General features: G+C 68.4%; 12 protein-coding genes. 5 read left to right on the top strand and 7 right to left on the bottom strand.

Translation table 11 applies throughout. The annotated features are described in order from the left end of the window. The first annotated feature begins 15 nt into the window (after positions 1–15). The 4 genes from ID810_RS01890 (at position 16) to ID810_RS01875 (ending at position 4,951) form a co-directional block, all read left to right on the top strand. Complete coding sequence (locus ID810_RS01890; RefSeq protein ID WP_235931569.1) at positions 16–1,332, top strand: ROK family transcriptional regulator; 1,317 nt, start codon at positions 16–18, stop codon at positions 1,330–1,332. 103 nt (positions 1,333–1,435) lie between these two features. Then, positions 1,436–2,875 (top strand): phosphoglucomutase/phosphomannomutase family protein, encoded by a 1,440-nt coding sequence (locus ID810_RS01885; RefSeq protein WP_166856356.1) that lies wholly within the window; start codon positions 1,436–1,438, stop codon positions 2,873–2,875. 4 nt (positions 2,876–2,879) lie between these two features. Further along, a complete protein-coding gene (locus ID810_RS01880; protein WP_166856358.1) occupies positions 2,880–3,707 on the top strand; it encodes a nucleotidyltransferase family protein in 828 nt (275 codons plus the stop codon). Next, positions 3,704–4,951, top strand: a complete 1,248-nt coding sequence (locus ID810_RS01875) for a galactokinase family protein (protein ID WP_166856360.1) — start codon at positions 3,704–3,706, stop codon at positions 4,949–4,951. The genes ID810_RS01880 and ID810_RS01875 overlap by 4 nt, the downstream gene beginning before the upstream one ends. Before the next feature lie 272 nt (positions 4,952–5,223). Here ID810_RS01875 and ID810_RS01870 read toward each other — a convergent pair whose 3' ends face one another. From ID810_RS01870 to ID810_RS01855, 4 genes are all read right to left on the bottom strand, one after another. Continuing rightward, on the bottom strand, positions 5,224–6,126 hold the full coding sequence (locus tag ID810_RS01870; RefSeq protein ID WP_166856363.1) for a DUF3800 domain-containing protein: 903 nt from the start codon (positions 6,124–6,126) through the stop codon (positions 5,224–5,226). A gap of 196 nt (positions 6,127–6,322) precedes the next feature. Then, positions 6,323–7,132, bottom strand: a complete 810-nt coding sequence (locus ID810_RS01865; protein ID WP_166856365.1) for an anti-sigma factor — start codon at positions 7,130–7,132, stop codon at positions 6,323–6,325. Continuing rightward, positions 7,129–7,713 (bottom strand): sigma-70 family RNA polymerase sigma factor, encoded by a 585-nt coding sequence (locus ID810_RS01860; RefSeq protein ID WP_235931571.1) that lies wholly within the window; start codon positions 7,711–7,713, stop codon positions 7,129–7,131. Before ID810_RS01860 ends, ID810_RS01865 begins: the two co-directional genes overlap by 4 nt. Before the next feature lie 82 nt (positions 7,714–7,795). After that, positions 7,796–9,493 carry a cytochrome c biogenesis protein CcdA gene (locus ID810_RS01855; RefSeq protein WP_166856368.1) on the bottom strand — a complete coding sequence of 566 codons (1,698 nt, stop codon included), beginning with the start codon at positions 9,491–9,493 and terminating at the stop codon, positions 7,796–7,798. A gap of 205 nt (positions 9,494–9,698) precedes the next feature. Here ID810_RS01855 and ID810_RS01850 point away from each other — a divergent pair, with 205 nt between their 5' ends. Beyond that, positions 9,699–9,929 carry a hypothetical protein gene (locus ID810_RS01850; protein WP_166856370.1) on the top strand — a complete coding sequence of 77 codons (231 nt, stop codon included), beginning with the start codon at positions 9,699–9,701 and terminating at the stop codon, positions 9,927–9,929. Between the two features lie 142 nt (positions 9,930–10,071). On the opposite strand, the gene ID810_RS01845 is transcribed toward ID810_RS01850, so the two are convergent. From ID810_RS01845 to ID810_RS01835, 3 genes are all read right to left on the bottom strand, one after another. Then, positions 10,072–11,412 carry an arginine deiminase gene (locus ID810_RS01845; RefSeq protein ID WP_413227883.1) on the bottom strand — a complete coding sequence of 447 codons (1,341 nt, stop codon included), beginning with the start codon at positions 11,410–11,412 and terminating at the stop codon, positions 10,072–10,074. 1,241 nt (positions 11,413–12,653) lie between these two features. Beyond that, positions 12,654–13,463, bottom strand: a complete 810-nt coding sequence (locus tag ID810_RS01840; protein WP_166856374.1) for a GntR family transcriptional regulator — start codon at positions 13,461–13,463, stop codon at positions 12,654–12,656. 160 nt (positions 13,464–13,623) lie between these two features. Then, positions 13,624–14,499, bottom strand: a complete 876-nt coding sequence (locus ID810_RS01835) for a hypothetical protein (RefSeq protein ID WP_196781516.1) — start codon at positions 14,497–14,499, stop codon at positions 13,624–13,626. Positions 14,500–14,524 lie beyond the last annotated feature (25 nt).

Here is a 14,524-nt window from a genome sequence, read left to right as displayed (position 1 = left end):
GAAGAAAGGCGGGACATGGCACGAGCGGCCCAGCCCGGCATGGATATGACTCCTGCCGCCCTCCTGGCCGCCACACGTCCGGCCGTGCCCAAAGCCCCCACGGATGTGCGCGTGTCGAACCTGTCGCTCATCCTGCGCAGCCTCAAAGCCGAGCCGCTCTCGCGCACGGCACTGTCGCAGGCCACCGGCCTGTCGAAGGCGACGGTCTCCACGCTGGTCAGCGAGCTGACCGGCCTCGGGCTCGTCACCGAGGGCGGGACCGCGGCCTCCGGGGCCGTGGGACGCCCCAGCACCTCGCTGCACGTGGCCGAGGGGGTGGTGGCCGGTGTCGGCCTGGAGATCAGCCCCGACTGCCTGCTGCTGACCACAACCGACCTCACGGGCCAGGTGCTGTCCCAGCGCTCCAAGCCGGTGCAGGACCCGAGCCGCGACCCGGGCGCCGTGATCGCGCGGATCGGGGTCGTGCTGGCGGAGGAGCTGGTGCGGCTGGCCTCCGCCGGGACCGCCGTGCCCGCCGTCGTCCTGGCCCAGCCGGGCCTGCTCGACTACGGCACCGGCCGGGTCCACTACTCCTCGTCCTTCGGCTGGCACGACGTGGACCTCGCCTCCGGCGTATCGGAGGCGATTAACATGTCCCTGGTCGAGGTCGGCCACGGCGAGATCGAGGTGCCGCCGGTCCTCATCGAACACGACGCCAAGCTCGCGGCGCTGGCCGTCCATGACACCTGTGCGCAGGTGAGCAACCTGCTGTACCTGTCGGGCGGGCAGGGCATAGGCGCGGGCATCGTCGTCGACGGGCACGTACTGCACGGGTGGATGGGCTACACCGGCGAGGTGGGGCACATGCCGGTGGAGCCGGACGGCGCGCGGTGCCCGTGCGGGCGGCGCGGCTGCTGGGAGACGCTCATCGGTTTTGAGTCGGTGGCGGCGGTGTATCCCGACGACGACCCGGTGCGTGACGCCTCGCAGCCGGTCAGTGAGCGCACGGCACTGCTGCGCACGCGCTTCGAGCAGGGGGACCCGGTGCTGGAGGAGCGGCTGGCCGCGGCGCAGGTGAGCCTGGAGCGGGGCCTGTCGCTGCTGGTGGACGTGCTCAACCCGGAGGTCATCGTGCTCTCGGGCTGGCCGGCGGCCTTTGCGGACGTGTTGCTCGCTCCGACGGCGGCGGCCTTGGCGGAGCGGCGCCTGGACGTGCGCTCGCTGGTGAGGCTGGAGGTCTCCTCCCTGGGCGAGTGGGCGCCGTCCTCCGGGGCGGCGCGAGTGGCGCTGGAGACGGTGCTGGAGGACCCGACGTCGATGGTGGGGCTGGCGCGTCGCGGGCGCGTCCGGTAGTTTGTTCGAAGTCCGAAGTATTCGGTGTGGGGACGCCCGAGCACAACGGCACTCAACGACGAGACCCGCACAAGCCTGCGCGGCTGACGAGAAAGGCATTCTCATGATCAAGTTCGGCACCGGCGGCTGGCGAGCCATCATCGGAGACGAGTTCACCAAGGCCAATGTCCGCCTCCTCGTGCAGGGCCTCGCCGACCGCATCAACGAAGAGGCGGCCTTCCGCCCCGACGGGAGGCCCGGGCGCGTCGTCATCGGCTACGACCGTCGTTTCCTGTCCGACACCGCCGCCTGGTGGGCTGTTGAGGTACTTGTCGCCAACGGCGTGCCCGTGACCATCATCGACCGCCCCTCCCCCACGCCCACCACCATGTGGACCGTGCGCAACCTCGACGCCGCCTACGGGATCGCCGTCACCGCCTCCCACAACCCGGCCCTCTACAACGGCATCAAGATCTTCCTACCCGGCGGGCGCGACGCCGACGTCGATGTCACCGACGAGCTCACCGCCCACGTCGCCACCCTGACCGACGCCGATGTCCGCTCCGTCGAGCCCCACGTCGCCCGCACCAGCGAGCTCGTCACCATCCAGAAATCCCTCAACTGGTACCTCGACGCCATCATCGACAAGCTCGACATCGACACGATCCGCCACGCACACATGCGCATCGTCCTCGACCCCATGTTCGGCGTCTCCGAGACGAGCCTGCAGACCATCCTCCTGACCGCCCGCTGCCAGGTCTCCGTCATCCACGACCGCCACGACCCCCTCTTCGGCGGTCGCATGCCCTCCCCCACCGAGGGCACCGTCACCGCCCTGCGCCACGCCGTCCTCGAGTCCGGCGCGGACCTGGGCATCGCGACCGACGGCGACGCCGACCGCCTGGGCATCATCGACGACAAGGGCCACTACCTCACCCCCAACCAGGTGCTCGTCCTGCTCTACGACTACCTGCTCACCCGCAAGGGCTGGTCCGGTCCCGCCGTGCGCAACATGTCCACCACGCACCTGCTGGACCGCGTCGCCCAGGCCCACGGCCAGGTCTGCTACGAGGTGCCCGTGGGCTTCAAGTGGATCAGCGCCAAGATGGCCGAGACCGACGCCGTCATCGGCGGCGAGTCCTCCGGCGGTCTCACCGTGCGCGGCCACATCGCCGGTAAGGACGGCGTCTACGCCGGCAGCCTCCTGGTCGAGGCCGTCGCCGCCTCCGGCACGAAGCTCTCCGAGCTCTACGCCGACCTGGTCGAGCGCTACGGCGAGCTCGTCATGGTCGAGGGCGCCTACGGCTTCACCGCCGAGCGCCGCAGCGATCTCACCTCGCGGATCTTCGAGGCCCACGACCTGCCGGACTTCGCCGCCCTGGGGCAGGAGACTGAGAAGATCACCTGGGACGACGGCTGCAAGGTGTACTTCACGAACGGAGGCTGGACCACCATCCGCTTCTCCGGCACCGAGCCCCTGCTGCGCGTCTTCTGCGAGATGCCCACCCACGACGAGGCCCGGGCCGTCGCCGACACCATCGCCACCTACTACGCACTGGACTGAGGACATGACTGACAACACCACCCCGGCCCCCGCTCGCACCCGCACCGCCCTGGTTCTCGCCCGCGGGCTCGGCACGCGCATGCGCGCCGCCTCCGACGCCTCGGGCATGACGGCCGCCCAGGCCGCCGCCGCCGCCGTCGGCTACAAGGCCCTCATGCCCATCGGCGAGCACCGCCTCATCGACTACTCCATGAGCGCCCTGGCCGACGCCGGCATCGAGCGGGTCGTCCTCGTCGTCGGACCCGAGCACGATGACTTCGCCGCCCACATCGACTCGCTGGGCCTGAGCCGCATCCGCGTGGAGTTCGCGGTCCAGGTCGAGCCCCGGGGCACGGCCGACGCCGTCCTGTCCGCCGCCGAGGTCATCGGCGACGAGCCCTTCCTCATGGTCAACGGGGACAATTACTACCCCGTCGAGGGCATGCGCGACCTGGCCGAGCGTGGCGGCAACGCGCTGCTGGGCTTCGACCGCGCCGCCCTGGTCGCCGGCTCCAACATCCCCGCCGAGCGCGTAGCCGCCTTCGCCCTGGTTGAGGCCGCCGACGGCGTGCTCACCGACATCATTGAAAAGCCCGCCCCCGAGGTGGTCGAGGCCGCGGGCGAGCACGCCCTGCTGTCGATGAACTGCTTCGGCTTCACCCCCGAGATCTTCGACGCCTGCCGCTCGATCAGTCCCTCCGCGCGTGGCGAGTACGAGATCGTCGACGCCGTGCGGGCCCTGCCCGGGCCGGTCGTCGTCGTGCCCACCGAGGGCGCCGTGCTGGACCTGTCGCGCCGCGAGGACGTCGCGGATGTCGAGGCCCGCCTGGCCGGGACGGCGGTCGTGCTGTGAGCGCACCCGTCACCTGGCGAGTGCCCGGACGCATCGAGGTCCTGGGCAAGCACACCGACTACGCCGGCGGGCGGGTGCTCGTGGGCGCCGTCGACCGCGGCATCACCGCCACCGCCGAGGTGGTGGACGGCCCGGTCGGCTCTCTGACGGCGACGACGACGGCGGGCGGTGAGCCCGTCTCCCTGTCGGTCGGCACCGACCCGGCCCTGCCCGGCGGGCACTGGGGCCGCTACCTGCAGACGGTCCTGGACCGGCTGGCACAGAACTTCTCCTGCCTGTGCGAGCCGGTGGCCGCGCACCTGACGATCACCTCGGACCTGCCCCCGGCCTCGGGGATGAGCTCGTCCTCGGCCCTCGTGTGCGCCAGCGCGCTGGCCCTGGCGGACCTCAACGGCTGGACCGCCTCCGACCTGTGGACGCGCAACGTCCCGGACCGCCTGGCGACGGCGGGCTACCTCGCCGGTGTCGAGGCCGGCCGCCCGTGGCGCGAGCTCCTGGGTGCCGAGGGCGTGGGCACGCAGGGCGGCAGCGAGGACCACACGGGTATGCTCTGCGGTGCGCCCGACACGCTCCTGCTGGCCCGTTTCGCCCCCATGGAGGTCCTGACAGCCGTGTCCTTCCCCGGGGACTGGGCCTTCGTCGTCGGCGTCAGCGGCGTCGCGGCGGAGAAGACGGGGACCGCCCTGGCGGACTACAACCGGGGACCGCTCACGCTGCGCAGCGTGCTGGCGCGGTGGAACGGGACGACGGGCCGCTCGGACGAGTTCCTGGCTCAGGCGGTGGCCAGCCTCATCGGTGAGGCGACGGGCGAGGAGGCCGCCGCTGACCCGGCACTGGGGGCGCTGCTGTCGCTGACGGAGCCGGGCTACGAGCGGCGCCGCGTCGAGCAGTTCCTCCAGGAGTCCCTGGTGCTCGTGCCCGCGGGGGCGGCGGCCATCGCGGCCGGCGACACCGCGGTGGGCGAGGTGCTCGAGCGCTCGCACGCGCTGGCCGGCTCCCACCTGCTCAACCAGGTCCCACAGACGGACACTCTGGTGTCTGTGGCCCGTCAGATGGGGGCGCTGGGCGCCTCGGCCTTCGGGGCGGGCTGGGGAGGCTCGACCTACGCCATCGTGCCGCGTGGGGACGCCGATGCCTTCGCCGTCGAGTGGCTCGAGCGCTACCGCGCCGTCTTCCCCGAGGCCGGGGCCAGGGCCTCAACCATCGTCACGCGACCGGGCGCGAGCGCCGAGCGCCTGGCCTGAGCAGTCCACGCACAGCGCACGTTGGGCCCCGCACTGAGTGCGGGGCCCAACGTATGAACTGACTCCTGGCTTTGTTTCGTCCTGGGCGTCGTGAGGGGGATTTTTCGTTGTGATGGCACCGAGTGGTTCCGTGCTAGGCACACTCACGCGGCAGGAGTCGGGGATGAGCAATGGCGCGGCAGCGGTCTGCCTCAGGCCTCCGAGCCCGAGGGCGTCGGCGTCTGATTGGCGTGCGATCGTGCTGATTGGACCCCATCAAGTCAACGAGAAGGTCAGTTCCTGCGACTTTCAGCAATACCTCGCATCTTGCGCGCGACGTCGGGATCGATAGAGGCACCCAGATGCTGGCCTATCGGCACCGGATAGAGAGGTCGCTTCCGCTTGAAAACGTCGGAGTGCACGATGTCATCCACCGCTCGTTGATGAAGGTGCGCCTTCGATTCGTACGTGAACGCCCCTTGAAGAGTCGTCAGCAGTGGCGTCTCCACAATCCATTGGTGCCGGGAAGTCCTGACCAGCTGGTAGTCGATGGCGCGCGTGACGCAGGCAGCTACCCAGTCAGCGAGTTGGATGCCGGAGCTCAGCTCAGAGTCGATGTGCATGGGAGGCTCGACGATACGGCGCATCTCGCGGTGTTCGCTCGCCCGACCGAGGATGTGCCCATACATCTTTGGCAGCCGGTCCGCGCGTGTCTTCTCATTGATCTGATCGATCATCACGAGAATGTTCTGTCTGCGGGTATCGGCATGTCGGGCAAGACGGTTGAGACACTCCTCCATCGCCTGCGCCTCACGCACCGCAGGGTCCAGACGAGTCTGCTTGGCCGTACCGAGGGGCTTCTCATCGGCGTAGTAGAAGAGAAATCCTTCTTTGCTACGCAAATAGCCGACGAGCGCGTTGAAGACCCGCAGCTGTTGGGGGTATCGGTCAGGAGTCGTCGGCTGAAAGATGCTCGCACCCTTACGCTCCCACCGTCCCGGGTGCTCAACATCTGCCAATTCAGCAGCGAACAGATTTCTCTTCTCCCTGGCGAATCGTGCGCCAAGCCCTCGCACTGCCTCCTCCGGGATAATGAAGCCTGCATAACCGAAGGCTGCGCTCGTGTGAAACCTCAGGTGCTCATGGGACACGAAGGCCCCAGTCTCACCAATCTCGTCGATGTATGCCAGCAGCACGGTTCTCCTCGGGGGACAGTGCGCGCACGTATACGAAGGAACCCCGCACCAGGTGCGGGGCTCCCACGAATCGGCGCTCGGGGACCTGTTTCATCCCTAGCTACCGCTGCCACCGTAGCGGGATGAAGACTACCCGTCAACCGGTGTTGACGCCGTCCCCGTCACAGTCGAGCGATGCCACGCCCCTCGGACGGCCTCAGGCCTCGGAGCCCGAGGGCGTCGGCGTGGCGCGCGTGGTCGTGCCGTCGGCGTTGACGTCGAAGGTCACCAGCGGCTCCCCGGTCGGCTGCGAGGAGCCGCCCACCGGCTCCTGGGTGATGACAACCCTCTCGCCCTCCTGCGGCATGAGGTCGATGAAGGTGAATCCCCTGCCGCCGCTGGGGTCGTACAGGCCCAGCGAGGTCGTCACGCCGTCCTTGACGAGCCACACCTGCAGGCTGTGCCCCTGCGAGGTCGCCATCATCTCCTCCGGCAGCGCCAGCGCCGTCATGCTCATGTCCCGCGACCATGTGAGGGTGGCGATGTGCCCGTCCGGCATCGTGTCGGTCACCCGCTGCACGTCCTGGGCCTGGTTGAGGTGGGCGAAGTGCTCGGTGGGTGCCATCGAGTCCATGGCGCTCCAACGGCCGACGCCGATTCCCACGCCCACGAGGGCGACCACTGCGGCTGCGCGCATACCCGCCAGCCGCCAGCCGGACCACGTGCCAGAGGTACGGTCCCGGCGACGCAGTGGAACGACGACGGCGTCCGCTGAGGACCCGCTCGTGTCGGCCCGTTCCTCGGTTCCGACCTGAGCCTCAGGCCCGACCTGCTCAGCCCCGCTCTCGTCGGCGGCCGCGGAGGCCACCTGTGAGAGCACGGCCTGCCTCAGCCCCGCCGAGGGGGCAACGGGCCGCAGGGCCGCCATGAGCGCGCCCAGCGCCTCAGGGTCCAGCTGGGCGTCGCCGTCGGTCTCGTCCCACGTGCCTGGCAGCACGTAGGCAGCCTCATCGCCTGCCCGTGTCATCGTCCCACCTCCTGCTGATCGTGGCTGAGGGCCAGGGGCTCGTGGCCCCGCCGGCCGGTGCCGGCACCCGTCATCTGCTCCTCCAGCAGTCCCATCTCCCGACGGAGCTTGGCGACGCCGTCGCGAATCCGGGACTTGACCGTTCCTAGCGGCACACCCGTGTGGTGTGCGATCTGCGCGTGTGTGAGGCCACCGACGTAGGCGGCCAGGAGGGTCGAGCGGTGCGGCTCCCCCACTCTCGCGAGTGCGGAGCGCACCTCCTCGGCCTCGACGACGTCCTCCACCTGCTGGGCGGTGACGTCCGCGTCCGGCATGACGGCGTGCCAACGCTGCTCGCGGTCGCGCGCCGCCTGGGACTGGCGCACCCGGTCCACCGCGCGTCGTCTGGCCCGTACCGCCATCCATCCGCGGGCGGAGCCCCTGGCGCGGTCGAAGCCGTCGGCGTCATTCCAGATCTCCAGCATGACCTCCTGCAGGACCTCCTCGCTCTGGGCCGGGTCCACCAGGACGTGCACGATGAGGGCGAGCAACCTGCCGGCCCAGCGGTCGTACAGGCGCGCGAAGGCGTCCTCGTCCCGCATCGCGACGGCCTCCAGCAGTGCCGCGTCGATCTCGAGCTCCTCATGACGATCCACAGGAGGATGGTACGGCCCCGCAACTCCTTCACCCGAAGGTGAAGGAGTACAGCTCCAGGCCCTCGTCCACCTCGATGTCGAGCACGCCGGCGGCGGTCTCGGGCACATCCACCAGCACGATGCCGTTGGGCACGCCGTCGACCATCTGCTCGTGCTTCTCGCCGTTGACGCTCCAGCGCAGCATGCCCGTGCCGGAGACCACAAGCTGGACCTGCTTGCCGCGCCAGGACAGGCGCAGCTGACCGGCGCCGCCCTCGGGGCTGATGGACTCGCCCGTCACGTTCCAGGTGCCCCCGAGCGAGAAGGTGTCCGTGGGCTGGCTCTGGGGGAGGCTGTAGGTGTTCGTGCCCTTGGTCAGCTCACCGCCGACGAAGCGCTCGGCGCGGTTGGCCCCAAGGTAGGTCTCCGGGGTGCGCGCCTCCAGCCCCGTGGCGTCGGAGGTGAAGATCGGCTCGGGGAGCGTGACATTCGGGTCCGCTTCGATCAGGAGCTGGCGGATGAGCTGCTCGAGGGTGGCCTGGCGGCCCTCGCCGTAGGAGACCTGGCGCAGGGTGCCCTGGGCGTCGGCCAGGTAGTGGGCGGGCCAGTAGTGGTTGTCGAAGGAGTACCAGGTGGACAGGTCTGAGTCGACGGCGACCGGGTAGGTGATGCCGAGGGTCTTGGTTCCCTCACGGACGTTGTTGACGTCGCGCTCGAAGGCGTACTCGGGCGAGTGCACACCGATGACCTGCAGCCCCGCGTCACGGTAGGTCTCGTACAGGCGCTCGATGCCGGGGGCGGAGCGCTGGCAGTTGATGCAGGAGTAGGCGTAAAAGTCGATGAGCGTGACCTTGCCGGCGCGCTCCTCCTCAGTCAGGGGCTGCTCGTCGGGCGTGTTGAGCCAGGCGGTCACGCCCGTCACCTCGGGCAGGGGGCCGCAGTCGGCCAGGCGGTCAGCACCCGGCACGCAGCCACGGACGTCGTTGCCGTTGAGCGCCTCGTCGAGCTGCTCCTGCACGGAGGCGGTGTAGTCGGGCAGGGCGCGCTGGATGACCGCGGGCAGGTTGAAGGCCAGCCCGAGGGCCAGGGCGATCATGAGCACACCCGAGGTCACGCGGATGACGTGCTGGCGGGTGCGGAAGGCGCGCACGCGCTCGGCGACGCCGCGGCCTGCCAGGGCGAAGGCGAGCAGGGGCACGGCCGTGCCCAGGCCGAAGGAGACGGCCAGGACGACAGTGTCGGTGCCGATGCGGCCGGTGGACCCGGCGACGGAGACGGCTGCGAGCACCGGTCCGGCGCAGGGGACGTAGGCGGCGCCGAGCACGAGGCCCAGGAGGAAGCCGTTGTCCGGGTTAGCGGACCCCAGCTGCTGGAAGCGGGCGAAGGGGCGCTCCAGGATCTCCATGAGGCGGGGCATGATCATGGCGACGCCGATGAGCGCCAGCAGCACAATGCCGACCCAGCGGACGATGTCCTGGGGCAGGTGGAGGGCGCTGAGGATGGTGGCGCCCAGGAGGGTGAAGAAGGTGAAGGACAGCACCAGGCCGCCGACGACGAGGTACGGGCGGGCGCGGTGGGACAGGGAGGGTGGTGCGGGGGCCTCGCCGTCGTCCTGGCGGGTCATCACGCTCCCGACGCTGCCGCCAGTGCCACCTGCGACGAGGATGACGGGCAGCACGGGGAGGATGCACGGGGAGATGGCGGTGATGAAGCCGCCGAGCACACCGATAAGGGCGAGGCTCACCATGAGGGTTCCTTTCCGGGCGGGGACTGGGTGTCCCGCCTGTCTTCGGTTCGGTGTCACCGTCCCGTCGGATCGGTCCTGCCACCAGAATCCACCAGTGGCATAGATCACGTACTGTGCGTCGATCCAGCCCGCGACCCGCTCCGAATGACGTCATGAGAGCGCGCCAACCCGGGCGCGTCATATCCCAACAGACCAGGAGCACCTCATGCGCCGCACCACCGTGATGACCCGAACCCTTGCCGCCACCCTCTGCCTCGTTGCCGGCCTGGGGCTGGCCGCCTGCGGCTCGTCCGACGACGCCATGTCTGACGAGACGATGATGAGCGACGACGCCACGTCCGAGGAGACCATGATGGGCCACGACGCCATGGACGACGAGACCATGATGGGCCACGACGCCATGGACGACGAGACCGCGATGAGCGACGGCAAGTGACATGACGGCCTCCGGGCGGGTTGGTCAGTGTGACCAACCCGCCCGGAGGCCGTTTTGTGCCCTCAGGGGGTGCGCTTTCAGAAGGTAGCGCGCCCCCGGTGGCCCCGGTGGCGCTCGGTAGCGCCCCGCCCTCGTCGGTGCTTCAAACCGCGTCGCGGGTGACGGGGCAGGTCATGCAGTGCGCGCCACCGCGCCCGCGCACGAGCTCAACGCCCGGCGTCTCGATCACCTCCACCCCCGCGCGCCGCAGCGCGTCGTTGGCCCGCTCGTTGTGCGCGTAACCAATGACCCGGTTCGGGGCGATGGCGATGACGTTGCAGGAGTCACGAGCCAGCTCGCGCAGGGCCTCAGCCTCGTCGGTCATGTCCGGGCTGATGACGCGCAGGCCATCGATGCCGGCAGCGCGCGCCAGCACCTGGTCCATCTCATCGCCGTCGTGGACCGTCACGCGCAGCGCCGAGCCCTTGGACGAGCTGTGAGCGGCACCGGGCTCGATCTCGACGGTCGTGACGTCACTGAAGCCCGCGAAGCGCAAGCAGGTGTCCGGGGCGACCATCGTCATGAGGGTGTCCAGGTGCATGACGGCGTCGAGCTCGGTGTAGAAGGCGCGGTCAGGCATGTGGACGCCGATGACGCGGTCGGCGACGCCGTCGTCGAACAGCCGTGTGGCCAGGCGCTCGACACCGGCGGCCGTGGAGCGGTGGGACAGCCCCATGATGAGTGTCCGGTTGCCCAGGACCAGGAAGTCGCCGCCCTCGGTGGTGGCCGGACTGGTTCCGTGCGGCTGGGTCCACAGCAGGCCGCGGTCCGCGAAGGCCGGGTGGAAGCGGTAGACGGCCTCGTAGTTGACGGCCTCGCGATGGCGGGAGGCCAGCGCCATCGTGTTGACGTGGCAGCCACCGTAGAGCCAGGCGGAGGCGTCGCGCGTGAACAGGTGGTTGGGCAGCGGGGTGATGACGAACTGCCCCTCGAGGGTGGACAGGAAGGTCGTGTGGAACAGGGTGCGGGCGTCGGCGGCGTCGAGATGATGACGCAGCTCGTCGCGGGTGATGCCGGCCAGGAGAACCTCGGCGAGCTCGGCGTCGCCCAGGCCCTGGAGGTAGTCGGTGAGGACCTCGGAGGTGGACACGCCCACCGTCTGGGGCCCGACGGCCTCCTCGAGGACGAGGGCGCGGGCCTCCGGGTGGGCCAGGGTCTCGGTGAGCAGGTCGCGGAAGTCGTGGGTGATGATGCCCTCGGCACGCAGGATCGCGGTGAAGGCGTCGTGCTCGGCCTGGGCGCGGCGCACACTGAGGGCGTCGTCGAACAGGAGCGAGTCCGCGTTGATGGGGGTCAGGCGGGCGATCTCGGCGCCGGGCCGGTGGACGATGACCTCGCGCAGGCGCCCCATCTCGGAGGCGACGAGACCGCCTCCCGCCTGAGCGGGGATGACCTCGCGGGCAGTGGGGTCGACGGCGTCTGGACTCTGCGTCATGAGTGTCATAGCCCTCAGGCTAACCCAGGGGGAGAACGGTAACGATACTGGTTGGGAGCTTTGCCGGCTCATCCCATTTGGGGGTGTGGGTGGGGTTTGAGTCCTCTGGTCTCTAGTTGTGTCAGGCTCCGGGTTTGGTGGGGGCTGGTTTGTCTGGTGCCGGTGGTTGCTGGTTGGGGGTGGTTGGTGGTGGGTGTGTTGGTGTTGGGGGTGTTGGTGGCTGGTTGGAGGGTGCTGTTGTGCCCGGGCGGGGGTGCAGCGTGGCGGTGGTGGGGTGGGGGCGGGTGGTGCCCGCCCAGTGGGGCCCGCTGGGTGGTGGCGGTCACGGGCGTCGTCCAGATCGTCCAGGTTCTGCCAGGGCTGTGGGTGTCGAGGTGGGCGCGGTTGCGGATGGGCTTGGCCCTTGTGACAGTGGGTTCAGGGCCTGGGCCAGGGCCTGCGTAAGGGGGCCGTCCCTTTTGGGGCCGACGCAGGGCCACGGCGTCGGCTTGGCTCGGGGCTTGGCCGTGGCCGGTGGGTGCGGTGCTGCGCCGCGCGGTCGCAAGTGGTGGGCCAGGCCCGCCAGCGCCCCCCTCTCGCTCACGCGGGGGCGTGCTGGTGGTAGGCAGGGGTCTTGTCCCGAGGAAGCACAGTTAGTGTGGACCACTTGCTGCCATCTTGGACCACCTGCCGTTGTTCGGACCACCTACGGACGCGTCTGGGGTGGTCCAAACGACCGAACGTGGTCCAAACGACCGAACGTGGTCCGGAACTGATCAATGGCGCTCCACACAGCGCACCGGGGCCCGGTAGCACCCCCAGCCGCCGGCCGACCGTCGCCGGCCAGACCCGCAAGCACTCAGCCGCCCGACCCATGGACCAGCCCTCCACCGCCAGGCGGGCAAGACGACGACGCCCCCCAGGCGGGCAAGACGACGACGCCCCTCAGGCGTCAAAGGTGCGCCAGCATGCGCCATGAAGGCCTCCTCAGACCGCACGTGGGCGTCAACCCCGCATCCCGCCCAGCAGGCCTCCACCCAACCCGTTCACAACCCCAAAGAAAGCACAACTAGAGACCGGAGGACTCAGACCCCACCCACACCCTCAATGGGGAAGAGCCGCTTTGCCACGTATTCACGCTTTTAGTGATCGCGCTTGCGATCCTCGACAACATCAGCTTGCGCACGGCCGCGCTGACGCCCGTTCCCTGGATGACCGCCATTCTGGGAACATTGAAGGGGCCTGCGCCCCGGGGTAACAGTGCCTCTCCGCTAGGCGGGCATGGAAACAGTTAAGGACGGCATGGGCTCCGTGATCGAACCCGTGGACTCGTCGCGATCATGCTGTCCACGTCGGGGCATCGAGAAGTTGAAGGTGAACGAATCACGGCGATAGTAACAACTCACACCGACGATCATAGTCCCCTCAGCATCTGTGACTCCTCCACGCATCAGGAAGACCGGTGTTCCGACCTTCTCGTCCAATAGGTTGGCCTGCCGCTCAGTGAGGTCCGCAATTTCCAGATTGAAGTCGCCTAGTTGCAGTTCGACGCCAAAGTCTTGTTCCAATGCATCGTAGATGCCAGTGGCTGTCAGGTCGATATCTCTCACCCCCGCGAAGCGCGGCCAGGGCAGGTACAGATGCTCAAGGGCGACTGGGACATCGTCCGCGAGCCTGACACGTTTGATCGACACCAAGCGACGCACTCCTGCCGAAAAACCAAACTCCTGCGGCGCGCATGACCGTTCAACTATGGAGATATCAACCACCTCAGAACTCGGTCTGCGTCCGCTCGCCTCGATCAGTCGTGTGAATCCGAGCAACTCGTTTACCGGGTACGACAGTGGGCGCCGTTCCGCAACGAAGGTCCCTCGTCCAGCCGAGCGATCCACCAACTGCTCGTTGACCAAACGAGTCACCGCTTGGCGGGCCGTACCACGACTTACCCCGAACTCGGCCGCAAGTTCGGGCTCGATGGGCAGTTGAAATCCAGGAGGCCACTCACGCGACTCGATACGAGCGCGGATCACCGTGTACACCTGCTCATACAGCGGGATCCTTGCTCCTGCGCGCCGCGCCATCCCTGACCTCCTTGATCCGGTACGGTGCCGCATCCGGCGTCTGCGAGCCGCACCAGACGTCACGTGCGGACATACTCCTCCACACAGCATCGCATACGAGGTCGTCGGATGGTCAAGCGCCCGAGGCCTGTCGACCTCGGGCGCTACGGGCAGACAGAGCTCAGCGAGCCCGGATGGACTCGGACGAGCCGGAAGAAATATACTTCGTTGCGGCGTCCGCCACCGCAGCCCGCGCTACGTCATCGAACGACGTTCCCACCACAATGATGCCAACACCTGTACCGCGGAACGCCTGGAAGTTCTCAACATTGATCCCTCCTTCAGCCAAGGTCGGCACGGAGACGTTCTCAACGAGCGCCGCAAGACGTTCCCGCACCCGTGGATGGATCTCTCCTGCCGCCGCCCCTCCGTATGACATCCCAGTCATCAGACCGATCATGTCGACTCCGATGTCCTGCATGCGCTTGGCGACGTGCGCGACTTCCTCGGGTGTGGCGGCCGGGATCCCGAACGGATGTCGGTCTTCGGGGTGTGCAATGTAGGCGTCGACAGTCAGTCCGTATCGGTGGGCCGTATCTACCCATTCCTCGAGATCGGGCATGCTGGCCTTGTGCGTGTGTAGGCCGTCTGCGCCCGCCCTGGCGATGTCATAGAAGTCCGTGTCGGACAAGGACACGGGTTGCCGCTCGGTGAAGCCGCCTGGAATTCCGACCGTGATGAACACATCTGGCCCGGCAACGGCACGAATGCCTTTTACCACACGCTTTATTTCATCGAGGGTCAACTCGTGACGCACGGTCTCGGCGGTGTGCATGTCCATGACGCCGTGGATTCCGCGGGCAAGGGCTATTGCAGGATGGTTGGGCTCGAGCAGCCTCACCCCCGCGTTTATGACCGCCTTGGCGAGACGTGCATCGTCAGCGGTGATGCCCGTGCTTAGCAGGGTGGTTCCTCCGTGTGCTGCGATCGCCTCATGAACCTTGGCAATCGCGTGCTTGCGACGCCGATCCATGTCGGCCACTTGGAACATAACCATCAGAGTATCCTTTCTTCATGTCACT

Origin of the sequence: Actinomyces respiraculi (genome assembly GCF_014595995.2) — a bacterium.
Classification (GTDB): domain Bacteria; phylum Actinomycetota; class Actinomycetes; order Actinomycetales; family Actinomycetaceae; genus Actinomyces; species Actinomyces respiraculi.
The sequence above is the reverse complement of the archived record's forward strand: the minus strand, read 5'-3'. Positions and strand labels throughout refer to the sequence as shown.

Bases quoted from the DNA above. Each gene is read 5' to 3' on its own strand.
- ID810_RS01890 (WP_235931569.1), top strand. From the start codon at position 16: ATGGCACGAGCGGCCCAGCCCGGCATGGATATGACTCCTGCCGCCCTC.
- ID810_RS01885 (WP_166856356.1), top strand. From the start codon at position 1,436: ATGATCAAGTTCGGCACCGGCGGCTGGCGAGCCATCATCGGAGACGAG.
- ID810_RS01880 (WP_166856358.1), top strand. From the start codon at position 2,880: ATGACTGACAACACCACCCCGGCCCCCGCTCGCACCCGCACCGCCCTG.
- ID810_RS01865 (WP_166856365.1), bottom strand. From the start codon at position 7,132: ATGACACGGGCAGGCGATGAGGCTGCCTACGTGCTGCCAGGCACGTGG.
- ID810_RS01860 (WP_235931571.1), bottom strand. From the start codon at position 7,713: ATGCGGGACGAGGACGCCTTCGCGCGCCTGTACGACCGCTGGGCCGGC.
- ID810_RS01855 (WP_166856368.1), bottom strand. From the start codon at position 9,493: ATGGTGAGCCTCGCCCTTATCGGTGTGCTCGGCGGCTTCATCACCGCC.
- ID810_RS01850 (WP_166856370.1), top strand. From the start codon at position 9,699: ATGCGCCGCACCACCGTGATGACCCGAACCCTTGCCGCCACCCTCTGC.
- ID810_RS01845 (WP_413227883.1), bottom strand. From the start codon at position 11,412: ATGACACTCATGACGCAGAGTCCAGACGCCGTCGACCCCACTGCCCGC.
- ID810_RS01840 (WP_166856374.1), bottom strand. From the start codon at position 13,463: ATGGCGCGGCGCGCAGGAGCAAGGATCCCGCTGTATGAGCAGGTGTAC.
- ID810_RS01835 (WP_196781516.1), bottom strand. From the start codon at position 14,499: ATGGTTATGTTCCAAGTGGCCGACATGGATCGGCGTCGCAAGCACGCG.